The organism is Streptomyces sp. NPDC060232 (assembly GCF_042726555.1).
In the GTDB taxonomy this organism is placed as follows: domain Bacteria; phylum Actinomycetota; class Actinomycetes; order Streptomycetales; family Streptomycetaceae; genus Streptomyces.
The window spans coordinates 209,907-231,920 of sequence record NZ_JBHXAG010000011.1 but is presented as its reverse complement, the minus strand read 5'-3'; the positions used below and the strand labels follow the sequence as shown (position 1 = coordinate 231,920).

Genomic DNA, 22,014 nt, shown 5'->3' with positions numbered 1-22,014 from the left:
CCCCTGGGCCAGGATGATCACATGGGTGTGGACAGCTCCGGGAGCGGAGAGGGCGTGGCCGAGGCGGTGACGCGCGAGTTGCGGTTGATGAGCCCGGCCGTGCGGACGTCGAGGGCCTTGACGGACGGGCTCCTCGATCCGGAGTTCGTCGAGGTGGGCGCCTCGGGCCGCAGGTGGGACCGGCGGGCGATGCTCGCGGCGCTGCCGGAGCTGGAGGGCGGCGCCGAGGACGGTCCGCGGTACGAGCCGGCCGGCCTGACCGGCGTCGAACTGGCCCCGGGGGTCGTGCACCTCACGTACGAGACGGTGATCGACGGGCGGCGGGCGCGCCGGAGTTCGATCTGGCGGAAGGCGGACGACGGGTCCGGATGGCGGATGTACTACCACCAGGCCACGCCGGTGCCGGAATAGGCGGTCAGAAGAGGATCGGGGCGGTCAGGGGGCGGTCAGTTCCACGAGCTTGGCGACGGTGTTCCAGTTGCGGGTGGTGACGTCGATGCCCTTGACGACGGCGGGTCTGGCGAGGGCCTCGGCCAGTTTGGAGCGGCCCAGGCCGTCGGGGGTGTAGAGGTAGACGACGCGGTCGCCGAGCCGGTACTCCTCGGGGAGGAACGCGTCCCCGTCGAGCGCGGCGAAGCGCTCCACGCCGGGCTGCTCGGAGAAGAAGGTGGCGTGGAGCTGCCTGCCCTCCAGCTCGGCGGCCGGGAAGGGGCACGCCTCCGCGACGGCGCGCAGGTACGTACCGTCCACCACCAGGCACGCGACCCGGAAGCCGAAGTGGGCCTCGATGGCGGCCTCCAACTCCCGGGCGAGCGCCGCCGGGTCGGTCTTCGCGCTGCTGAAGACGGCGTTGCCGCTCTGCAGGTACGTCCGCACGTCGCCGTGCCCGAGCCCTTCCAGCAGGGAGCGGAGCTCCGCCATCGGGACCTTCTTGCTGCCGCCGACATTGATCCCGCGCAGCAGCGCCGCGTACTTCCTCGTCATGGGGGCACCTTAGGCCGTGTCTCTCGGATCGGGCCGGGCCCGCGGGGTCCGGCACCCCGCCTCGCCGCGTTCTCCTCAGTCGCCGACGCTCCGCGTCGACTCCCTCCTCGGCCTTGCGATCCACGGCGCCGGACCCCGCGGGCTGATCCGGCCTGATCCGAAAGACACGGCCTGGCCATGTCTAGGACAGTTCGGCCTCGATGAGGTCGGCGGCCTGGCGGGTGCCGCCCTCGGCGGCCATCCGGGTCCGGATCTCCTCGGCTCGGACGGCGACGGCGGGGTCGGCGGTGAGGGAGAGGACCGCCTCGCGCAGGGTGGCGGCGTCGGCGTCGGCCATCGGGACGTGCCGGGCCACGCCGAGGGAGGCCAGCATGTCGGCGTTGCCGAACTGGTCGACGGCCTGGGGGACGGCGACCATAGGCGTGGCGGTGGCGAGCCCTTCCTGGCTGCCGCCGGCACCGGCGTGGGTGATGAAGACGTCGGCCTGGCGCAGGATGTCCAGCTGGGGAACCCAGCGGTGGACCTCGGCGTTGGCGGGGACCTCGCCGAGGTCCGCCTCGTCGGTGAACTTGCCGATCTGCAGGACGACGTACCAGTCCGGCAGGTCGGCGAAGGCGTCCATGCAGGCGCGGTAGAAGGCGGGCTGCTTGGTGAAGGCCGAGCCGAGCGAGACGAGCACGACCTTCTTGCCCTCGGCGGCCGGGGGCCGGCTCCAGGTGCCCTGGGTGGCGCTGCGGTCGCCCTGGCAGGCGCCGACGAAGGTGTACACGGTCTCGTCGACGCGGTCGGCGTGGGGCTGGAGGACCCTGGGGATCAGGACGAGGCTGCGGCGCGGGCGGCTCTGGAAGCGGTCGACCTGGTCGCCGAGGCCGTTCTCGGTGAGCCAGGCGGCGAACTTCGCGTAGTACGCCTGCCCGCGCTCGGAGGCCTTCAGTTCGGCGAACATCGGCTCGGCCACCTCCTGTTCGTACCCCTCCCAGGCGACGAGGTTCGGGGAGAGGGAGACGGCGGGGACGCCCCAGCGGTGGGCGAGGACGGGCGCCGGGTAGGAGGCGATGTCGTGGAGGACGAGGTCCGGTTCGTCGCCTTCGAAGGCAGCGGCGAGCTGCGGGAGGGCCTGGACGGCGTCGTCCAGGAAGGGCTCCAGGTTGTCGATGAGTTCGGTGCCCCAGGCCTCCGGCTCGTCGTCGGTGGGGAGGGTGGAGGCGTAGACGACGGGGGTGGCGCCGGTCTCCGCGACCTTCTCGGCGAAGGAGGCGGGGATGGCGTAGCTGACGCGGTGGCCGCGGGCCACGAGCTCACGGATCACCTCGATGCTCGGGTTCACGTGGCCGTGGGCGGCGATGGAGAACATGGCGATGTGGGCGGGCTTGGCTGAGGTCATGATCCGACCATAGCGAGACGATACGTCTCGTGCAACTAGTTTCGCGGCTGCTCGCGCCGCGGAGCCAGCACGCGGTCGACGTCGACGGTGAGCGATTCGAGCCAGGCGAGCGCGCCGAAGTACCGCGACGGGGCCACGCTCTCGGGTGTATCGGGATACGCCCCGCCCCCTTCGCCGTCGGCCGCGACGGCCGTGCCGGGCCCGGGCGGGGTCTCGGCGGGGGCCGCTCCGCCGACGCCCCGGTCGGCCCACACGTCCGCGCCCGGCCCGGAGGTCTCCTGCTCGCGGGCATCCGCCGCCGCCGTCGGCGGTGGCCCTGCCGGTCGGCCTGCACCGGGCGCGGGGGATCCCGGCGCGCCCGTGGCCGGTTCCGCTTCCGCTCGGCGCGCCGCCCCGCACATCGCCGCGACGAGTTCGACCGTGCGGCCGCCCAGGCGGTCTCGGTGCGCGGGGTCGAGTACGGGTCCGGAACGGGCCAGCAGCCGCCGCGAGCCCCACAGCACGTGATGGCCCGTCATCATGGCGGCCTGCCAGTCCGGAGCACCCTGCGCGGGCGCCCGCGGCTCGCTCTGGCGCTGTGCGTACGCGCTCTCCGCCAGGGCCAGCGCGCGCTGGAGCGCCCGGTCGTCGGGAACGGTCCCCGGAACACCCGCCGCCACGGCGGCCGTGGTGCGCTCGACCGTCTCGGCCTCCCGCTCCAGGAGCTCGGCGACGGCCCGGTGCAGTTCGGCCTGGGCCCCCCGGGGCCACGCGAGCAGCCCGAAGACGACGCCGATCATGCTGCCGACGATCACGTCCACCAACCTGACCTCGGCCAGCCGCCAGGTCACGGGCGCCAGTTGCGCGAAGACGAAGGACACGACGAGGGTGAACATCCCCTGCGCCCAGCCCACGCCCCGGACCGGCCCGACACGGAAGGCGACGAGCATGACGAACGGCAGGACGACGGCGTAGACGGCGGTCCGCCCGCCCACCAGGGCCAGGACGCCCGCGGCCAGGAGCGCCCCGAGCAGCGTGCCCGCGAGCGCCAGGCGTACCGTCGCCTTGGTCTGGGCGGCCGTGGTACGGGTCAGGCTGAGGACGGCCAGCATCGCCCAGAAGCCGTGCGGGAGCGACTCCACGCCCGCGACGGTCCGTGCGGCGCCGAGTGCGAGGGCGATCCGGACGGCGTTCTGGAAGTACACTGACCGGGGCCCGGCATGGGCCTCCAGCCGGTGCCACCACAACAAGGGGGCGCCGCGGCCCGCGTACCAGAAGCGGACGGCGTCCACGGCTGCGACGGGGCCGGAGCCCGAGCCGGAGCCGGGTATACGAGCGTGTCGGCCGTGTACCGCCAGGTCCGATGCCACGGTGAAGGCCACCCCGGCGTCCGCGGCCTCCAGCAGCGCGGCCCGGCGCCGGCCGCGGGCGGCGGTCAGGCCCTGCTCCTCGTGCTCGGCGCGGTCGGCGGCCTCGTCGCGCAGCCTCCGCAGCGTCAGCGCCTCGTCGTTCGCGCGGCCGGTGCCGGACAGGAGCGCGGCCGTCTCGGTGGCGGCCCGCCCGACCGCGGCCAGCAGATCCGCCCCGGGCCTGAGCGGGACCTTGCCCGGCGGCGGGGGCGGCAGGTGCTGCATACGGCCGAGGAGCGTACGGACGGACAGGCCCGCGTGGGCCAGGGCCCGGTCGCGCAGACCCGGCCCCGCCGGGCGGTCGGCCTCGTCGACCCGCAGGGGGCGCAGTGACTCGCCGGCCGCGCGGACGTCCGCCACGGTCCCGGGGGACAGCGTGTACGGCGCCCGGCCCAGCTCGTCCGCGCAGCGCGCGGCGACCACCGCGGCGTCGGCGGCCAGTTGCCGGTAGGTGGGGCCGCGCGGTTCGGGCAGTACGTAGAGCTCGGCGAGGACCAGCAGGACGAGTCCGAAGGTGAGCCCGATGAGCCGCTGGCCGAGGGTGTCCGGGGCGTAGGGCGGGAAGCTGGGCAGGATGTACAGCAGTTGCAGCCCGGGGGTCGCGCCTGCCGCGCGGGGGCCGGCCGCCGCCACGAAGGCGAGCACGAAGCCGATCAGCAGCATGCCCGCCACGGCGCTCCAGGTCCGTACCGCGAGGAAGGTGCCGGCGGTCACCAGCAGCCAGCCCGCGGGCGTGGTCCTGGCCATGACCGCCGCCCGCTGGCGGCCGGTCCCGGGGATGTGGGAGAGCGCGGCCATCGACACGACGCCGAAGAGGGCGTAGGTGGCCGCCACGGGCTGGTCCAGCCCGTAGAGGAACAGGTAGAAGCTGCCGCATGCGGCGAGGGTGGTGCGGATCGCGCGCCGCGCCACCGTCCCCGGGCCACGGCCCCAGCGTCCGTCGCGTTCGGCGCCCACTCCTCCAGCATCGGGCCGCCGGTGGGAAGCCACCACCCGCCGGATCTCAGGCGACGGGCCTTGCCTCGGGGAGAGGTTCGGCGTATCAATAAATGAACAGGCATTCATTAACTGGGGGAGGTGGGCGGCGGTGGGACGCCCCCGGGGGATCGAGGACGAGGTGATCCTGCGCGCGACCGCGCAGGTCATGGGCCGGGTGGGACCCACGGGGCTCACCCTGGCCGCCGTGGCGCGGGAGGTGGGCCTGGTGCCCGGCACGCTGGTGCAGCGCTTCGGCTCCAAACGCGGTCTGCTCCTGGCGCTGGCCGACCGGTCCGCGAGGGACGCGGACGAGGCGGCCGGGCGCGTACGGGACGCGGGGACGTCCGCGCTCGAAGCGCTGGCGGCGCTGACCGCACAGAACCTGGCCGGGATGGACACGCCGGAGAGCTTCGCCCACCACCTGGCCTTCCTGTGCACGGACCTCACCGATCCGCAACTGTACGAGCGCGCCCTGGCGGTGCACCGGGCCCAGCGACGGGCGATCGAGGCACTGCTGGCGGAGGCCGTCGACGCGGGCGAGCTCCGCGCCGGGGCCGATGTCGCGGCGCTGGCCGGCACCGTGCAGGCGGTCACCGCCGGTGCGGGCCTGACCTGGGCCGTCGATCGCCGAGGCACCCTCGCGCAGCGGCTGCGGCAGGAGCTCGACGCCGTACTGCTCCCCCATCTTCCGCCGCGGAACCCGCCACGGCGCCACCACGCACCGGAGGAACGATGACGACCGACACGCGCCCGCCGGCCGGCAGGCCCCTGGCCGGAAAGGTGGCCCTGGTCGCCGGCGGCACGCGCGGCGGCGGACGGGGCATCGCCGTCGAGCTCGGCTCCGCCGGCGCGACGGTGTACGTGACCGGGCGCAGCAGCGGCGCCGACCGCTCGGACATGGACCGCCCGGAGACGATCGAGGACACGGCGGAGCGGGTCACGGCCGCGGGCGGGGTGGGTGTCCCCGTCCGCACCGACCACAGGCGCCCCGAGGAGGTCCGGGCACTCGTCGAGCGGATCGCCGCCGAACAGGACGGGCGGCTCGACGTCCTGGTCAACTCGGTGTGGGGCGGGGATCCGCTGACCGACTGGGAACACCCTTTGTGGGAGCAGGACTTGGAGACCGGTCTGCGGCTGCTGCGGCAGGCCGTGGAGACCCACGTGACCACGAGCCGGTTCGCACTGCCGCTCATGGTCGCCCGCGGAAGCGGCCTGGTGGTCGAGGTCACCGACGGCAACACCGCCCGCTACCGCGGCTCGTTCTTCTACGACCTGGCGAAGTCGGCGGTGATCCGCCTCGCCTTCGCGCAGTCCGCCGAGCTCAGGCCGCACGGTGTCGCCGCCGTGGCGATCACGCCCGGGTTCCTGCGCTCGGAGGCCGTGCTCGACCACTTCGGCGTCACCGAGGCCGACTGGCGCGACGGCGTGGCGCAGGACCCGGACTTCGCCCACTCCGAATCCCCCGCGTACCTGGGCCGGGCGGTCGCGGCGCTGGCCGCCGACCCGCAGATCATGTTCAAGACCGGCCGGGCCGTGGCCACTTGGGGTCTCTACCAGGAGTACGGGTTCACCGACGCCGACGGCACCCGGCCCGACTTCGCCGCCCACTGGGCGAAGAACCTTCAGGCGCGGTACGGCCCGCTCGGCGACCCCCTCTGACTGGTAGAACAGCGGCATGGACGAAGCGCGGGCGAGGGACGTACTGAGGGCGGCGGGCCTCACCGGGGCGGGGGCCGGGGTGGCGGCCGGGTCGGGGGTGGGGGCCGGGGACACGGAGCCCGCGCTGCTCGCGCTCGGCGAGAACGCCGTGTTCGCCGTCGGCGGCCTCGTGGTCAAGGTGGGCCGGGAGGCCGCACTGCTGGAGCGGGCCGAACGCGAACTGGCGGTGGCCGACTGGTTCGCCGCGTCCGGCGTCCCCGCCGTCCGCGCGGCCGAGCCGAAGGCGCGGCTGGTAGGCGGGCATCCGCTGACCCTGTGGCACCGGCTCCCGGAGGCGGTGCGGCCCGCCGGGCCCGAGGACCTGGCGGTGCTGCTGCGGGCCGTCCACGCCCTGCCCGAACCGCCGTTCGCCCTGCCGCCGCGGGATCTGCTGGGCGGGGTCGAGCGCTGGCTGCGGCTGGCGGGGGACTCCGTGGACCCGGCCGACGCGGCGTACCTGCGCTCCCGCCGGGACGCCTTCGCGGACGAGGTCGCGGCCCTGACCCCGCACCTGCCGCCGGGCCCGGTCCACGGCGACGCCCTGCCCCGCAACGTCCACGTGGGCCCGGACGGCCCGGTCCTGGTCGACCTGGAGACCGTATCGGCCGACCTGCGCGAGCACGACCTGGTGGTGATGGCCCTGTCCCGCGACCGGTACGGCATGCCCGCCGGGGAGTACGAGGCGTTCACGGCGGCGTACGGCTGGGACGTCCGCGACTGGGAGGGCTGCGCGGTCCTGCGCGGCGCCCGCGAAACGGCCAGCTGTGCCTGGGTGGCCCAACACGCACCCGCCAACCCCTCGGCACGCACCGAGTTCCACCGCCGCGTAGCCTCCCTCCGAAGCGGCGACCCGCACACGCGGTGGCATTCGTTCTAGGTACTGTCTGGAGTTCCAGCGCGGGAGAAGGAGCGGCCCACCGGCCTGTTGTCGATCCGAGGAGGCGGGCGAGTTGGCCGCTGTGGTGCTCGTCCATGGTCTGTATCACCGTCCCGAGCACTTCGACGGGCTGGCGGAACTGCTACGGACAGCGGGAACCGAGGTTGTCGTTCCCGAGCTCCACCGGGGCTCACTGTCCGCGGACACGGCTGCCGTCCAGGCCGCCGTGGATGCGCTGGCGGAGCCCCCGCTCGTGCTCGGCCACTCCTACGGCGGATCGGTGATCACAGGCGTGCGTGGAGCGGGGCACCTGGTCTATCTGGCGGCCTTCGTGCCGGACGCGGGCGAAAGCGCGGCCGGCCTGGGCGGTGCGTCCCGGCAGCTCCGGAACGCCATCGAGTCCGAGCCCGACGGCTCGACCCGCATGCACCCCGGCCGCGCCGTCGACGTCCTCTACGGTGACTGCCCCGAACCCCTCGCCGCCCGTGCGGTCGGCCTCCTGCGTGCGCAAGCCCCCGGCTGCGGACGAGGGGTCCCCGAGCGCCAGAGCTGGAAGCACGTTCCCTCCACCTACGTCATCTGTGCGCAGGACCGGGCCATCGACCCGGTCCTCCAACGCAGGATGGCCTCACGCTGCCCCGACGTTCGCGAGTGGCAGACGGGGCACTCCCCGTTCGTGGGCCGGCCCGGCCTCATCGCGGCACTCCTGCAGGAGCTGCCCACTGCCCGCACCCCCGGCCCCTGGGGGTGGTGAGCAGGGGGGCGACCTGCGAACATTTCCGGATGATCACACTCCCCGACGACCACGGGCACCTTTCCTACGTCGTCACCGGCGACGGGCCGCCCGTCGTGCTCGTGCACGCCGGCATCGCCGACCACCGCATGTGGGACGCGGTCGTGCCCGCCCTCGCGGAGCGGTACACCGTCATCCGCTACGACCTGCGCGGCTTCGGACAGTCCGCTCCGCCGAGCGGTCCCTTCACCGAGGCCGGCGATCTGCGCCGGCTCCTGGACCACCTCGGCCACGAGCGCGTCCGGCTCGTCGGTGCGTCCTGGGGTGGCCGCGTGGCCGTGGACTTCACCCTCACCCATCCGGACCGGGTGCACTCCCTCGCGCTGCTGGCCGCGCCGTGGCCGGGGTACGGCTGGGGCGCCGAGATGATCGCGTACGACGAGGCGGAGACCGCGGCCCTGGCCGCGGGCGACCTGGACGCCGCCGTCGCCACGAACCTCGACATGTGGGTGCGCGGGCCGGCCCGTACGTGGGACGACGTCGCCACCGGACTGGCCGACCGGCTCCGTGACCCGATCCGCACGTCGCTGGTGAACCAGGACGTCGTCGGCGAGCACTCGCAGGGTGTCGCGCGGGGCGACCTGTCCGGCATCTCGGCCCCCACCCTGGTCGGGATCGGCACGCTCGACGTCGCCGACTTCCAGGACATCGCCAGGCGCTACGCCGCCGAGATCCCGGGCGCCGCCCTGGTCGAGTTCCCGACGGCCGCCCACCTCATCGCACTGGACGCCCCCACCGAACTCACAGCGGCACTCACTCCGTTCCTCGCCCGCTAGAAGACTGGTCGCGGTGCACGGTGCGGCGCCTCGCAAGGCGGAGGGCCACGGCTCGTACCGGCCGTACATGCGTGGTCCGACAACGCGGCGAGGCGCCGTGCCGGGCGCCGCGACCCGGTGAACCTCGGCGGTCACAGCACTACCGCCGCTGCCGCGCCTTCGGAGGGACGCCCGGCCCTTCGGGCGGGCCGCCCTCAGGCCGGGATCAGGGTGCGCAGGGGCCAGGCCGTGTCGATCACCGCGTCCGGAGTGCCCTGGCGGCGGAGGTAGGACTGGAAGTCCCGGGCCCAGCGGGCGTGCCAGCTGCCCTGGCGGGCGTGCAGGTCGGCCGGGGTCAGCTCGGCCACCTGCGGATGCCGTTCGGCTATCGCGCGGGCCACATGGACCGCGGCCAGCGCGTCCGCGCCGGCGTCGTGCGCCTCCTCCAGCGTGACCCCGTACACCCCGCACACCGCCTCCAGGGTCCGCTTGCCGCGTCGGAAGCGGTCCACGGCCCGGTCGATGGTCAGCGGGTCCACCACCGGACCGGTCTCCTCGCCGCCCAGCCGGTCGGCCAGCGAAGGCAGCCCGTGCCGGGCCAGTTCGGCGCTCAGCAGGGTGAGGTCGAAGGCCGCGTTGTACGCGACGACCACCGCTCCCGTACGCCAGTGCGCGACCAGCGCCTCCGCGACCTCGTCGGCGACCTCCCGCACCGGGCGGCCCTCCGCGACCGCCCGCTCGGTGCTGATCCCGTGGATGGCCGAGGCGCCCTCCGGGATCGGTATCCCCGGATCCGCGAGCCAGCCGCGCCGCTCGTGCACCGCACCGCCGCGCACCTCGACCACCGCCGCCGTCACGATCCTCGACTCGCCCGGCTCCGTGCCGGTCGTCTCCAGGTCGAACCCGATCAGCACCCGGCCGTGCCAGCCCCCCGTACCGCGCTGGTCCTCCACCCCGTGTCCCTCCCCCGTACACCTTCGGTCAACGGGTTTCAGCCTGCCACGGGCCACTGACAAGCCCGACGACGGGCCCCTGCGGCAGCGGTCACGGCGCTCACGACACCGGGCGGGAGTCCTCCCACATCGACTCGAACTCCTCCTGGTACGTCGCGAACAGCCCGTGGTCCGCGTCCTTGGGCACCCCCCGGCCGCCGCCCCGCAGCACCAGCACCGGCGATTCCATGCCCCGCGCCCGCCGCAGGTACGACTGGACCACCGCTATGCCCGACGACTGCCCCTCGACCAGATAGGCGGTGAAGCGCGGCGTCTCGTCGAAGACGTGGATCTCGAAGCGCGAGGGGTCCCGCAGCCCCGCCCGGACCCGCCGCACGTGCAGGATGTTCATCTCCACCGAGCGGCTCAGCTCCCCCTTGCGCAGCCCCAGCTCCCGCTCGCGCCGTTTGACCGCGCTGCTCGCCGGGTTCAGGAACAGCAGCCGCACCCGGCAGCCCGCCTCCGTCAGCCGGACGAGTCTTCGCCCCGAGAAGTTCTGCACCAGCAGGTTGAGGCCTATCCCGATGGCGTCGAGCCGTCGCGCACCCCCGAAGAGGTCCTCCGCCGGCAGGTTGCGCTGGAGCCGCACCCGGTCCGGGTGGACGGAGACGACGTCCGCGTACCGGTCGCCCACCAGGTCCTCGACGGCGTCGATCGGCAGCCGGTCCGCGGCCGGGCTGCCCGAGCCCCCGCCCAGTACCTCCAGCAGCCGCGCCGAGGCCCGCTCCGCCTGCTCCAGCACGGGCCGCGACAGGGCCCGGTTGCGGGAGACGACGTTGCGGGTGACCTCCAGCTCGTCCAGGGCCACCTCGATCTCGCGGCGGTCGTCGAAGTACGGCTCGAAGCAGGGCCAGTGCTGGACCATCAGTTCCCGCAGCTGCGGCAGGGTCAGGAAGCTGAGCACGTTGTCGTCGGCGGAGTCGAGGAGGTAGCCCTTGCGCCGGCTGACCTCGCGCACGGCGACGGCCCGCTGCACCCACTCCTGCCCGGCGGGACCGGCGGCCGCGACGACCCAGTCGTCCCCGCCGTGCACCGGCTCGTAGATCGGCCGCAGCACCGCGCCGACCACCGACCGCAGCCGCTGTTCGATCAGGTTGAGCCAGATGTACGCCCGGCCCGCCCGCTGCGCCCGTGTACGGACCTCGCTCCAGGCGTCCGCGCCCCAGTCCAGTTCGGCGCCGGCCCGGGCGCTCCCGGCCTCCGCCGGCCCGCCCGCCAGGGAGACCGCCCCTGCCGGGATCCCCGTCGGCGCCCCGCCGGGGACACCACCTGGGGCGTCCGCCGGGCCACCCTCGTGACTGCTGTCACCAGGGGGCAGCTCCAGACCTCCCGAGCTCACCCGTGCACCGCCTTCTGCGTCTGGACGCCCGTCTCCAGTGATCACGGAAGGGTATCCCGCGCGCGCGGCCCGGTGCAGCCCGATGGCCCGCACACGGACCGTCCATTGACCCATTATCCGATGCGCGGACAGTCCGCTGACCTGACTGTCGGGTCCGCGGGTCACCCGGTAGGAGCACTCCCAAGTCCGCGCTTGCGGCCCCTCTTTCGGGGAAGATCTGGCAGTGACGCGGTCCAAGCCGGATCATCCGGGACGTCTTCGACACCAGGGAAGAGTCGTTGTCTATGCAGGTCTGGCCAGGACAGGCGTATCCCCTCGGCGCCACCTACGACGGTGCCGGCACCAATTTCGCCGTCTACTCCGAGGCCGCCCGGCGCATCGAGCTGTGCCTCCTCCACGACGACGGGTCCGAGACCGCCGTCGAGCTGCGGGAGACGGACGCCTTCGTCCGCCACGCGTACCTGCCCGGCATCATGCCGGGTCAGCGCTACGGCTTCCGCGTGCACGGCCCCTACGAACCGGAGCGCGGCCGCCGCTGCAACGCGGCGAAGCTCCTGCTGGACCCGTACGCACGGGCCATCAGCGGCAGTGTGAACTGGAACGAGGCGGTGTACGGCTACCACTTCGGCCGCCCCGACTCCCGCAACGACCTGGACTCCGCCCCGCACACCATGAGCTCGGTGGTGGTGAACCCGTACTTCGACTGGGCCAACGACCGGCCGCCGCGCCACGAGTACCACCACACCGTGCTGTACGAGGCGCACGTCAAGGGCCTGACCATGCGCCATCCGGAGCTGCCCGAGGAGCTGCGCGGTACGTACGGGGCGCTCGCGCACCCGGCGGTCATCGGCCACCTCGCCAAGCTCGGGGTCACGGCGCTGGAGCTGATGCCGGTGCACCAGTTCGTCAACGACCACCGGCTGGTCAACGACGGGCTGAGCAACTACTGGGGCTACAACACGATCGGCTTCTTCGCCCCGCACAACGGCTACGCCTCGGGGGACCGCGGCCAGCAGGTGCTGGAGTTCAAGTCGGCCGTGCGGGCCCTGCACGAGGCGGGGATCGAGGTGATCCTCGACGTCGTCTACAACCACACCGCCGAAGGCAACCACCTCGGGCCGACGCTGTCCTTCCGGGGGCTGGACAACGCCTCGTACTACCGGCTGTCGGACGATCCGCGGCACTACATGGACACCACGGGCACCGGGAACTCCCTCCTGATGCGCTCCCCGCACGTGCTCCAGCTGATCATGGACTCGCTGCGCTACTGGGTCACCGAGATGCACGTGGACGGCTTCCGCTTCGATCTCGCGGCGACGCTGGCCCGGCAGTTCCACGAGGTGGACCGGCTGTCGTCGTTCTTCGACCTGGTGCAGCAGGACCCGGTGGTCAGCCAGGTGAAGCTGATCGCGGAGCCGTGGGACCTGGGCGAGGGCGGCTACCAGGTGGGCAACTTCCCGCCGCTGTGGACGGAGTGGAACGGCAAGTACCGTGACACCGTACGGGACTTGTGGCGCGGGCAGCCGCGGACGCTCGCGGAGTTCGCGGGGCGGCTGACCGGCTCCTCGGACCTCTACCAGGACGACGGGCGGCGCCCGCTGGCGTCCATCAACTTCACCACCTGCCACGACGGGTTCACCCTGAACGACCTCGTCTCGTACAACGAGAAGCACAACGAGGCCAACCGGGAGGGCAACCGGGACGGCGAGAGCCACAACCGGTCCTGGAACTGCGGGGTGGAGGGCCCGACGGAGGATCCGGAGATCCTTGCGCTGCGCGAGCGGCAGATGCGCAACTTCACGGCCACGCTCCTGCTGTCCCAGGGCGTGCCGATGCTCAGCCACGGCGACGAGTTCGGCCGCACGCAGGGCGGCAACAACAACGCCTACTGCCAGGACAACGAACTGTCGTGGGTCGCCTGGCCGGAGCCCGGCAAGCCGGCGCCGTCGCTGCTGGAGTTCACGCGGCGGATGGTGTGGCTGCGGCGCGACCACCCGGTGTTCCGGCGGCGCCGCTTCTTCCACGGACGGCCGGTGGAGGGGACGCACGACGAGCTCTCCGACATCGCCTGGTTCACCCCGCACGGCGAGGAGATGCGGGCGCGGGACTGGCAGGCGCAGCACGCGCGGGCGCTGACGGTGTTCCTCAACGGGGAGGCGATCTCCGAGCCGGGCAGCCGCGGGGAGCGGATCACCGACGATTCGTTCCTGCTGATGTTCAACGCGGGGGCGGAGCCGCAGGACTTCACCGTTCCGCCAGGGCACGGCGCACAGTGGCGGCTGGTGGTGGACACCTCCCGGGCGGACGTCCTGCCGCCCGGCACCGGGCCGCAGTACGCGGCCGGCGACCGGGTGGCGCTGACGGGGCGGTGCCTGGTGGTGCTTCAGCGGCCGGCGTAGGCGGGGCCCTGGGCCGGCCGTCGGCCCGGCTCCGGCTCGGCGGCCAGGTCCGGCCCCGCGGCCCGGTCCGGCTCCGCGGGCGTACGGGCGGCGGGCACGCGGGTGACGAAGGCCAGGGCCAGGCAGAGCGCGGCCGCCCCCACGGCGACGGTTCAACCACTTGATCGACACTAACCGGGCGCAGTCACTCGGATGCATGGGGTCATGGCACGGAATCCGGCAGGTTGGGTACGTACGTTCTCATGAGCCAGCCGCGCCCGACCCCCGCATCGGAATCTGATGTTCCGAGTCCTGTCACTCCGGCGTCGACCTACCGTCTCCAACTGCGCCCGGAATTCCCCTTCGCGGCGGCCGAGGCGGCCGTGCCGTACCTCGCCTCGCTCGGCGTGTCGCACCTGCACCTCTCCCCCGTCCTGGAGGCGGCGCCCGGATCGACCCACGGGTACGACGTCACCGACCACTCCCGCGTACGGGCCGAGCTGGGCGGCGAGGCCGGCCTGCGGGCCCTGGCCGGGGCGGCCCGCGCCCACGGTCTCGGCCTGGTCCTCGACATCGTGCCCAACCACATGGCGGTACCGGCGCCGCTGCGGCTGAACCGGCCGCTGTGGGAGGTTCTGCGGGACGGGCCCGGCTCGCCGTACGCGCGCTGGTTCGACATCGACTGGGAGGCGGGCGGCGGGCGGGTCGCGCTCCCGCTGCTCCCCGGCCCCGTGGACTCCTGCGACCTGCGGGTCGACGGCGGAGTGCTGCGGCACGGGGAGCAGGAGTTCCCGCTGCGGGAGGGCACCGCGGGCCTGCCGCTGCCGGAGCTGCTCGCCGCGCAGTGGTACCGGCCCGTGTGGTGGCGGGAGACCCCGGCCGCGCTCAACTACCGTCGTTTCTTCACCATTTCGGAACTGATCGGGGTCCGGGTGGAGGACCCCGAGGTGTTCACGGCCACCCACGCGAAGGTGCTGGAGCTGGTCCGCGACGGTGTCGCACAGGGCCTGCGGATCGACCACGTGGACGGCCTCGCCGACCCGGAGGAGTACCTGGGCCGGCTGCGGGCCGCGGCGGGCGACGGCTGCTGGGTGGTGGTCGAGAAGATCCTGGCCCGCCACGAGCGGCTGCCGGCCGGATGGCCGGTGGCGGGGACCACCGGGTACGACGCCCTGCACCGGGTCGACGGAGTGTTCACCGATCCGGCGGGCGCCGCCGAACTGGCTGCCCGGTACGCGGAGTCCACCGGCCTGCCGCAGTGGCCGGAGACGGCCCGGGCCTGCGCGCGGGAGGTGCTGACCGGCGACCTGGCCGCCGAACTGGGGGCGCTGGAGCGCCGGGCCGGCGCGGAACTTGCGTGTGCTGTGCGCGAGTTGCTGATCGCGTTTCCCGTCTACCGGCCCTATCCGGGCGAGCCGGAGCTGCCGCCGCAGGCGCTGGAGCGGGCGTCCGAGCTGGCCGGTCCGGCCGCGGTGGCCGGCGTACGGGAGCTGCTGCTGCGGGACCCGGCCTTCGCCGCGCGCTTCGCCCAGACCTCGGCGGCCCTGCGTGCCAAGTCCCTTGAGGACCGGGCCTTCTACCGGTACACGCCGCTGCTGTCGGCCACCGAGGTGGGCGGGGAGCCCGGGCGTCCGGCGGTGTCGCCCGAGGAGTTCCACGCGTACTGCGCCGCGCTGGCGCGGGACTGGCCCTGGAGCGGCACGGTGCTGTCCACGCACGACACCAAGCGCAGCGCTGACGTCAGGGCCCGGATCTCGGCGCTGTCCCAGGCGCCGGAGCTGATGGCCTCCCCCGACGCCCCGGCCGGCGAGAAGACCGCCCGCGACCCCCACCTGGCCTGGGTGGCCCGGCAGACCGCGCTCGGGCTCGGCCCGGCCCCCGAGGCGGTGCCGCGCCTGGCCGACGCCCTGCTCAAGGGGGCTCGCGAAGCCGCCCTGCACACCCGCTGGACCGACCCGGACGAGGAGTACGAGGCCGGCGTCCCCGGCTACGCCCCGGCCCCGCTCGACCTCCCGGCGGACCTCGCGGAGGCGGCCCGCGCCAATCTGCTCGGCATGGCGCTGCTGCACCTGGCGATGCCGGGCGTCCCGGAGGTCTACCAGGGCGCGGAGACCGAGTACCGGGCGCTGGTCGACCCGGACAACCGGCGCCCGGCGCACTTTCCGCGCGAGGTGCTGGCGCGGCTGGACGCGGGGGCCGCCCCGCAGGGCCCGGCCGAGGAGAAGCTGGCCCTCACGGCGGTGCTGCTGCGGCTGCGCCGGGACCGGCCGGAACTGTTCCGGGGCTACGCCCCCGTCGCGGCCCGGGGTCCGGCCGCGGATCACCTGGTGGCCTTCACCCGGGCCCCGGGCCTGCTGGTGGCGGCCACCCGGCTGTCCCACCGGCTGGCGGCGGCGGGCGGCTGGCGCGACACCCGGCTGGACCTGCCACCCGGCACGTGGACCCCGGTCCTGCCCCCGTCCGCCGACCCGGGCCCGCGTACCGCGCTCAGCGGTTCAGCCGAGGTGACAGCCCTGCTGGACGGCAGCCCGGTGGGCGTCTGGCTCCGCCGCTGAGGGCCCGCAGGCGGCCGGCCCCGTGCTGGTCGGGTCCCCGAGGGTTCCGCGAAGGCCGCGGCCTTCCTGAGCCTGGCGGGCCGGGGCCTGCACCAGCAGTAGCCCAGCGGGCCGGGGAGGCGCCGGCGCAGCCTTGGCCAGGGGTTTCCCCGCAGCTCCGGGGAACTGCGGGGCCCGTACAGCAGTAGGCGGCGGGCCCGGCGGGCATGGCATCCCTTGTGACTCTCCTCCGTGACATGTGCTACCCCACACCGCAGGAACTCGGGCTGGCCGCCCGTGCGCTCGCGGACGAACACCCCGGCGAGGTCCGGCTCCGCCAGGCCGGCACCTCGCGGGCCGGGCAGCCGATCTGGGTGCTGTCGGTCGCCGCGACGGCGACAGCCGGCCCGGTCGACGCGATCGGCACGGCGGGCACGGCGGGCATGGCCTGCACGGCGGGCACGGCCGGCGGGGACGCCCACAGTGTCCTGGTCGTCGCCGGGGCTCACGCCAACGAGCCCGTCGGCGGCGCCACGGCGCTCTCGCTCGCCCGCCGGCTGCTGCGCGACCCTGCGCCCCGGGCCGGCTGCGCCTGGCACTTCCTGCTCTGCGCCGACCCGGACGGTGCGGATCTGCACCGCACCCCCCGCCCGTACTCGCTGCTGGACTACCACCGGTACTTCTTCCGGCCGCCCGGGCCCGAACAGCCCGAGTGGGCGCCGTCTTTACTGCCCGCGGACCGGCTGCCGCCGGAGACGCTGGCGCTGACCGCGCTCATCGACGAGCTGCGGCCCGTGCTCCAGGTCTCCCTGCACGCCACCGATCTCGGCGGCACCTGGGTGCAGCTCACCCGGGACATACCCGGCCTCGCCGAGCCGTTCGCCAAATCGGCCGCCGATCTGCGCATCCCGGTGGAGAACGGGGCCTCGGACGCCGCCGGCTGGCCCTCGCCGGGGCCCGGGATCTTCGTGATCCCTGAGCCGGGGAGCGCGGCCGCCGGGGCGTTCCACCCGGAGGACACCCGGCTGAGCACCTGGTACCACGCCCACCGCTACGGCGGCACCACCGCGATCGTCGAAGTCCCCATGTGGGCCTCCGACCTGGTGGACGATCCGGCCCCGCACCCCGACCCGCGCGGCGCTTTGCGGATGCTGGCGGGGCGGCTCACGGCGGACTCCGCGCTCGTCGGAGCGGCCCGGGAGCAGGCCCGGAGCCGGGACCTGGACGCGAACCCCGCCCGGGACCGGGGCCCGGACCGGCCACCCCCGGGCGGGTACGAGGACCCGGCCCCGGCCCCGCTGCTGCGCGCGGTGGACTGGACGCTCGCGCTGATCCCGCGGATCACCGCCGAGTGGACCGGTCCCGGCGCCCCCGCGGAGGCCACGGCGGCGTACATCGCGAGCATCGACGCCTTCGGGCGGCGGCTGTCGCTGCGCGCGGCGGCGATGCTGCTGCGGGTCCTGCGCGCCGAGGGGCATCCCGCGGCGCCCGGGTTGGACCGGCTGGTCACCGGGTGGTGCGAGGAGTTCGCGGCGCGGTTCGGGGCCCGCTGGATCCCGGTGGCCACCCAGGTGGAACACCAGTCCCGTGCCGTCCTGGCCGCCTACGACAAGCTCGTGGCGGCCGGCCGCGCCGCGGGCGGGACGTAGTGCGACCCGGGGCGCGCGTCGGCGCCGAGACCCTGGCCGCGGGCCGCCGCGGCCGGGTGGAGGCAGTCCCCCTGCAGTTGGTCCCGCGCGTCCCGCCAAGGCGAACTCGGCCGAGCAGGCCGCGTATCCGGCGTCGACGCCGGCGGAGGTCCCGGCCGTGCGCGCGTGGCCCGGGCTCAGCCCGCCGAAAGCCGGAAGCTCATGTTCCCGAAGCTGACCTGGTCGCCGTCGCGGACGACCGCGGAGCCCGTCACCCGGCGTCCGTTGACGGCGGTCCCGTTGGTGGAGCCGAGGTCCTTGAGCACCCACACCCCGTCGCGCAGGCTCAGTTCCGCGTGCATCCGGGAGACGGTCTCGTGGCTGAGCCGCAGCCCGTTGCCGGGGTCGCGGCCGATCCGCAGGGCCGCCGCGCTCGGGTGCGGCAGCAGCAGCTTGGGCAGCCGCTCGGCCGTCCAGGCGCGCCGGACACCGGCGGACACCGCCGAGACCCGGCCGACCCAGCCGAACAGCCGACGGGTCCACGGGCTTTCGGCGGCCTCCCTGGTCTGGAGGTCGGCGGTCAGGACCGCGAGGTCCTCGGAACGGCGTGCCACCAGGGCGAGTTCCATGCGGCGCAGGAAGGTGTCGTGGGACAGCTTGCCGAGGGCCGCGCCCTCCCTGAGCTGGCCCAGCGCACGGTCTCGCTCGGCGTCCGACAGCCGCGGCGCGGGGAAGGCAGGAAGTTCGAAACTCGACGTCACAGGGTGATTGTCGGCCCGTCGGGGGCGGAGTGTCCAGAACTCCCCCGCCACGCCCGGAATGATGGGCACGATAAGCCTGCTGGACACCGCCGACAGACGAGGGGACCGCCCGTGCAGTTCGAGGTGTGGGCACCGCTGACGGGACGGGTCGCGCTGCGGCTCGACGACGCGACGTACGACATGGCGCGCGATGCGGACCGGGACGGCTGGTGGACCGCGCAGGCCCCCGCAGGCGACGGCAGCCGCTACGGCTTCCTCCTGGACGGGGAGACCGGCCCGCTGCCCGACCCGCGCGGCCGGCGGCTGCCGGACGGACCCGACGGACTGTCGGCCGTCGTCGACTTCGAGGCCCTCGCCCCGCAGCGCGTCCCGTCGCCGGGCGTCCCGCTCCAGGACGCGGTCCTGTACGAGCTCCACGTCGGCACCTTCACCCCCGAGGGCACCTTCGACGCGGCCGCGGACCGGCTCGGCCACCTCACCGCCCTCGGCGTCACGCACGTGGAACTGATGCCGGTGTGCTCCTTCGCCGGCCGGCACGGCTGGGGCTACGACGGGGTCGCGCCCTGGGCGGTGCACGAGCCGTACGGCGGCCCGGTCGGCCTGGCCCGGTTCACGGCCGCCGCGCACGCGGCCGGGCTGGGGGTGGTCCTCGACGTGGTGCACAACCACCTCGGCCCCTCCGGCAACCACCTCCCGGCCTTCGGCCCGTACTTCACCGACACCCACCACACCCCGTGGGGCTCGGCGGTCAACCTGGACGCGCCCGGCTCCGACGAGGTGCGCGCCTACCTCGTCGGCAGCGCCCTGGCCTGGCTGCGCGACTACGGGATCGACGGACTGCGCCTCGACGCCGTGCACGCGCTGGCGGACGGGCGGGCGCTGACCTTCCTGGAGGAGCTGTCCGCGGCCGTCGACGGGCTCGCCGCGCAGAGCGGCCGGCCGCTGTTCCTGATCGCCGAGTCCGACCGGTGCGACCCGCGCACCACCACGCCGCGCTCCGCCGGGGGCCTGGGTCTGCAGGCCCAGTGGAACGACGACTTCCACCACGCCCTGCACTGCGCGCTGACCGGCGAGTCCCAGGCGTACTACGCCGACTTCGCCGAGGCCCCGCTGGGCGCCCTGGCCAAGACCCTGACCCGGGTCTTCTTCCACGACGGGACCTGGTCGTCCTTCCGGGGCCGCACGCACGGCCGGCCGGTGGACCACCACCGCACCCCCGCCCACCGGTTCGTCGGCTACACCCAGACCCACGACCAGATCGGCAACCGGGCGCTCGGCGACCGTCTCTCGGCCTCCCTCTCCCCCGGACTCCTGGCCTGCGCGGCTACGGTTGCGCTGACCGGGCCCTTCGTACCGATGCTGTTCATGGGCGAGGAGTGGGGCGCGCGCACTCCGTGGCAGTACTTCACCGACCACCCCGATCCGGAGCTCGCGGAGGCGGTGCGGTCCGGCCGGCGCCGGGAGTTCGCGGCGCACGGCTGGAAGGCCGGGGAGATCCCCGACCCGCAGGACCCGGCCACCCGCGACCGTTCCCGCCTGGACTGGTCGGAGCCCGAACAGCCTCTCCACGCCCGCCTGCTGGACTGGTACCGCACCCTGGTCGCGCTCCGCCGCACCCACCCCGACCTGCGCGACCCGGACCTGGCGGCGGTCCGGGTGGCCCACGACGAGGAGCGCCGCTGGCTCACCTTCCGGCGGGGCGACGTACGGGTGGCCGTGAACCTCTCGGCCGAGCCGGTGACGATCGCCCTGGGCCGCAACGGGGTACGGGTGCTGGCGTCCTGGGAGCCGCTCCCGCACCCCGGCCCGGACGGGCGGATCCACCTGCCGGGCGAGTCGGCGGTGGTCCTCGGCCCCTGAGCGCGCCGGCCCGCTCGACGGCGGCGAGGCCGCGGCAGCAGCGGTCCGGCGTGCTCCAGGAGCCGACCCCGGCCGGGGTCGGTGCGACAGGCCGCCGGGTGAGGGGCTCCGCCCGCAGGTCCCCTTCCGGCGCGGCAATGTGCGGGGAGACGGCGGACTGCGTGGAGCCCAGCTCGCGGGCGGCTCCGAAGACGCCGCGGCCGAGGCCGCCGGGAGACCCCGGCCGGCGTCACGCACGCCGAGAGCGACCCCGGGGCGGCGGTCCTGCCGATCACCCCGCTCGCGTGCTCGCCCGGCGGCCACGAGGGGGTCGTACGGGCGGAGCCCGGCTCGCCCGCCGAGGCCGCGCTCGGCGCGGAGCGGAGCTGAGCGGTCCACGGAGCGCCACCCCTGCGACGACGGGGCGCCCCGGACGCCACGAGGCCCGCCCCGCGGCACCTGTCGGCCCTCATCGCGCACGGGCTGCGCCTGTCGGGGCACGACGAGGACGGCCGGATGCGCGTCGCGGAGCCGCCCGGGCACGCGTTCTTCCTGGCCGCGCTCTTCCAGCCGGAGCTCCGGGGGGACGGGACCAGGCCCCACACGATCACCACGGCCCTCGCCGTCGCGGCCGTCGCGCACGCCGCCGGACGGTCCTGAGGGGGTAGCGCCAGGCTCGCCGCCACCCTGGCCGCGAGCCGGTCGGCCGGCTAAGGGGTCGCAGGACCACCCCGCAGATCGGCTATGCTGTGCATGCACATCGAACGGGCGGTCCGCTGCCCTTCGTGGTGGGTGTAGCTCAGTTGGTAGAGCACCTGGTTGTGGTCCAGGTGGCCGCGGGTTCAAGTCCCGTCACTCACCCTGTTCCCCTGGGGCACGAGGTCTCCTCGTGCCCCAGGGGTTTTTTCGTTCACCGCCAGGCGCGGAGGAAGGCCTCCACCTCGGTGACGAAGGCCACGGGGGTCTCGTGCGGCGGGTAGTGCCCGGCGCCGGAGATCGTCTGGATCCGGCAGTTCGGGTACCAGACCTGCCAGGTGGCGCGCATCACGTCGGCGGTGAGCGCGAGGTCGTACTCCCCCACCAGGACGAGCACCGGGACCGTGTTGCCCTTGACGGCGGCGGACAGGTCCAGGGACTGCCAGCTCGCGAGGTAGCCGGCGAAGGCCTCCGGCCGGGAGACCTCCAGGGAGTGGGCGACCATCGCGTCGATCCAGCGGCGGCTCGCCCGGTTGCCGGTGACGCGGTCGAGGATGGCGCGCCGGTTCTCGGGGTTCTCGGCGGCGCCGAAGAAGAGCGCGTGGGTGGCGTCGTCCATCGCGTACGGCGCGGCCGGGACCGGGTTGATCCCGACGAGCTTCTCGATCCGCTGCGGCGCGCGGACGAGGACCTGCTGGGCGGCCTTGCCGCCCATGGAGTGGCCGAGCAGGGAGAAGGTGTCCCAGCCGAGCTGGTCGGCGAGTGCGAGGACGTCGTCGGCGATCTCGGGCAGGGTGTGGCGGCCGGTGACGTCCCTGCGTTCGCCGTAGCCCCGGTAGTCGAGGAAGGCGTACGAGAACTCCTCGGGGTCGAGGTGGTCCAGCACGGAGCCCCAGTTGGCGGACGTACCGAACCAGTCGTGCAGCACGATGACGCGGACGGGTCCGGTGCCGATCCGGCGGTGGGCGATGGCCATGCGTTCTCCCTCGG

General features: G+C 74.4%; 18 protein-coding genes, 1 tRNA gene and 1 pseudogene. 12 read left to right on the top strand and 8 right to left on the bottom strand.

Going from position 1 to position 22,014, the window contains the following annotated elements:
- Window positions 1-21: 21 nt before the first annotated feature.
- Window positions 22-411, top strand: a complete 390-nt coding sequence (locus ACFWFZ_RS18555) for a DUF4440 domain-containing protein (protein ID WP_387123568.1) — start codon at window positions 22-24, stop codon at window positions 409-411.
- 24 nt (window positions 412-435) lie between these two features.
- On the opposite strand, the gene ACFWFZ_RS18550 is transcribed toward ACFWFZ_RS18555, so the two are convergent.
- The 3 genes and pseudogenes from ACFWFZ_RS18550 to ACFWFZ_RS18540 form a co-directional block, all read right to left on the bottom strand.
- Complete coding sequence (locus ACFWFZ_RS18550; protein ID WP_387123566.1) at window positions 436-984, bottom strand: DUF1697 domain-containing protein; 549 nt, start codon at window positions 982-984, stop codon at window positions 436-438.
- 181 nt (window positions 985-1,165) lie between these two features.
- Window positions 1,166-2,403: pseudogene (mgt, locus tag ACFWFZ_RS18545) on the bottom strand (macrolide-inactivating glycosyltransferase).
- Window positions 2,404-4,713: an FUSC family protein gene (locus tag ACFWFZ_RS18540; RefSeq protein WP_387123564.1), complete on the bottom strand. Its 2,310-nt coding sequence runs from the start codon at window positions 4,711-4,713 to the stop codon at window positions 2,404-2,406.
- 130 nt (window positions 4,714-4,843) lie between these two features.
- Here ACFWFZ_RS18540 and ACFWFZ_RS18535 point away from each other — a divergent pair, with 130 nt between their 5' ends.
- From ACFWFZ_RS18535 to ACFWFZ_RS18515, 5 genes are all read left to right on the top strand, one after another.
- The gene (locus tag ACFWFZ_RS18535) at window positions 4,844-5,470 is read left to right on the top strand and encodes a TetR/AcrR family transcriptional regulator (RefSeq protein ID WP_387123562.1); all 627 of its coding nucleotides are present in this window, start codon (window positions 4,844-4,846) and stop codon (window positions 5,468-5,470) included.
- The gene (locus tag ACFWFZ_RS18530) at window positions 5,467-6,393 is read left to right on the top strand and encodes an SDR family oxidoreductase (RefSeq protein ID WP_387123560.1); all 927 of its coding nucleotides are present in this window, start codon (window positions 5,467-5,469) and stop codon (window positions 6,391-6,393) included. The genes ACFWFZ_RS18535 and ACFWFZ_RS18530 overlap by 4 nt, the downstream gene beginning before the upstream one ends.
- Before the next feature lie 16 nt (window positions 6,394-6,409).
- On the top strand, window positions 6,410-7,309 hold the full coding sequence (locus ACFWFZ_RS18525) for a phosphotransferase enzyme family protein (RefSeq protein WP_387123558.1): 900 nt from the start codon (window positions 6,410-6,412) through the stop codon (window positions 7,307-7,309).
- A gap of 73 nt (window positions 7,310-7,382) precedes the next feature.
- Window positions 7,383-8,063: an alpha/beta fold hydrolase gene (locus ACFWFZ_RS18520; protein WP_387123556.1), complete on the top strand. Its 681-nt coding sequence runs from the start codon at window positions 7,383-7,385 to the stop codon at window positions 8,061-8,063.
- A 29-nt stretch (window positions 8,064-8,092) separates the two neighbouring features.
- Window positions 8,093-8,878, top strand: coding sequence for an alpha/beta fold hydrolase (locus ACFWFZ_RS18515; RefSeq protein WP_387123554.1), 786 nt, complete (start codon window positions 8,093-8,095; stop codon window positions 8,876-8,878).
- Window positions 8,879-9,072: 194 nt separating this feature from the next.
- Here ACFWFZ_RS18515 and ACFWFZ_RS18510 read toward each other — a convergent pair whose 3' ends face one another.
- Entirely contained in the window at window positions 9,073-9,810 is a 738-nt protein-coding gene (locus tag ACFWFZ_RS18510; protein ID WP_387123552.1) for a 3'-5' exonuclease, read from the bottom strand.
- 100 nt (window positions 9,811-9,910) lie between these two features.
- The gene (locus tag ACFWFZ_RS18505) at window positions 9,911-11,188 is read right to left on the bottom strand and encodes an SAV2148 family HEPN domain-containing protein (protein WP_387123550.1); all 1,278 of its coding nucleotides are present in this window, start codon (window positions 11,186-11,188) and stop codon (window positions 9,911-9,913) included.
- A gap of 284 nt (window positions 11,189-11,472) precedes the next feature.
- On the opposite strand from ACFWFZ_RS18505, the gene glgX reads away from it, so the two are divergent.
- Window positions 11,473-13,587, top strand: coding sequence for a glycogen debranching protein GlgX (glgX, locus tag ACFWFZ_RS18500; protein WP_387123613.1), 2,115 nt, complete (start codon window positions 11,473-11,475; stop codon window positions 13,585-13,587).
- Here glgX and ACFWFZ_RS18495 read toward each other — a convergent pair.
- Window positions 13,572-13,730: a hypothetical protein gene (locus ACFWFZ_RS18495; RefSeq protein WP_387123548.1), complete on the bottom strand. Its 159-nt coding sequence runs from the start codon at window positions 13,728-13,730 to the stop codon at window positions 13,572-13,574. The two genes, glgX and ACFWFZ_RS18495, sit on opposite strands and share 16 nt — an antisense overlap.
- Before the next feature lie 99 nt (window positions 13,731-13,829).
- Between ACFWFZ_RS18495 and treY the strand changes: the two genes are divergently transcribed.
- Together treY and ACFWFZ_RS18485 are read left to right on the top strand one after the other, a co-directional pair.
- Window positions 13,830-16,121 (top strand): malto-oligosyltrehalose synthase, encoded by a 2,292-nt coding sequence (gene treY / locus ACFWFZ_RS18490; RefSeq protein ID WP_387123546.1) that lies wholly within the window; start codon window positions 13,830-13,832, stop codon window positions 16,119-16,121.
- A 236-nt stretch (window positions 16,122-16,357) separates the two neighbouring features.
- Window positions 16,358-17,749 carry a M14 family zinc carboxypeptidase gene (locus ACFWFZ_RS18485; RefSeq protein ID WP_387123544.1) on the top strand — a complete coding sequence of 464 codons (1,392 nt, stop codon included), beginning with the start codon at window positions 16,358-16,360 and terminating at the stop codon, window positions 17,747-17,749.
- 176 nt (window positions 17,750-17,925) lie between these two features.
- Here the strand turns inward: ACFWFZ_RS18485 and ACFWFZ_RS18480 are convergent, their stop codons facing one another.
- Window positions 17,926-18,489, bottom strand: coding sequence for a DUF1707 and FHA domain-containing protein (locus ACFWFZ_RS18480; RefSeq protein ID WP_387123542.1), 564 nt, complete (start codon window positions 18,487-18,489; stop codon window positions 17,926-17,928).
- 111 nt (window positions 18,490-18,600) lie between these two features.
- On the opposite strand from ACFWFZ_RS18480, the gene treZ reads away from it, so the two are divergent.
- From treZ to ACFWFZ_RS18465, 3 genes are all read left to right on the top strand, one after another.
- Window positions 18,601-20,349, top strand: coding sequence for a malto-oligosyltrehalose trehalohydrolase (gene treZ, locus ACFWFZ_RS18475; RefSeq protein ID WP_387123540.1), 1,749 nt, complete (start codon window positions 18,601-18,603; stop codon window positions 20,347-20,349).
- 495 nt (window positions 20,350-20,844) lie between these two features.
- Window positions 20,845-20,988, top strand: coding sequence for a hypothetical protein (locus ACFWFZ_RS18470; protein ID WP_387123538.1), 144 nt, complete (start codon window positions 20,845-20,847; stop codon window positions 20,986-20,988).
- A 128-nt stretch (window positions 20,989-21,116) separates the two neighbouring features.
- A tRNA-His gene (locus ACFWFZ_RS18465) sits at window positions 21,117-21,189 on the top strand.
- 49 nt (window positions 21,190-21,238) lie between these two features.
- Here the strand turns inward: ACFWFZ_RS18465 and ACFWFZ_RS18460 are convergent.
- The gene (locus tag ACFWFZ_RS18460; RefSeq protein ID WP_387123536.1) at window positions 21,239-22,000 is read right to left on the bottom strand and encodes an alpha/beta fold hydrolase; all 762 of its coding nucleotides are present in this window, start codon (window positions 21,998-22,000) and stop codon (window positions 21,239-21,241) included.
- Window positions 22,001-22,014: the final 14 nt, after the last annotated feature.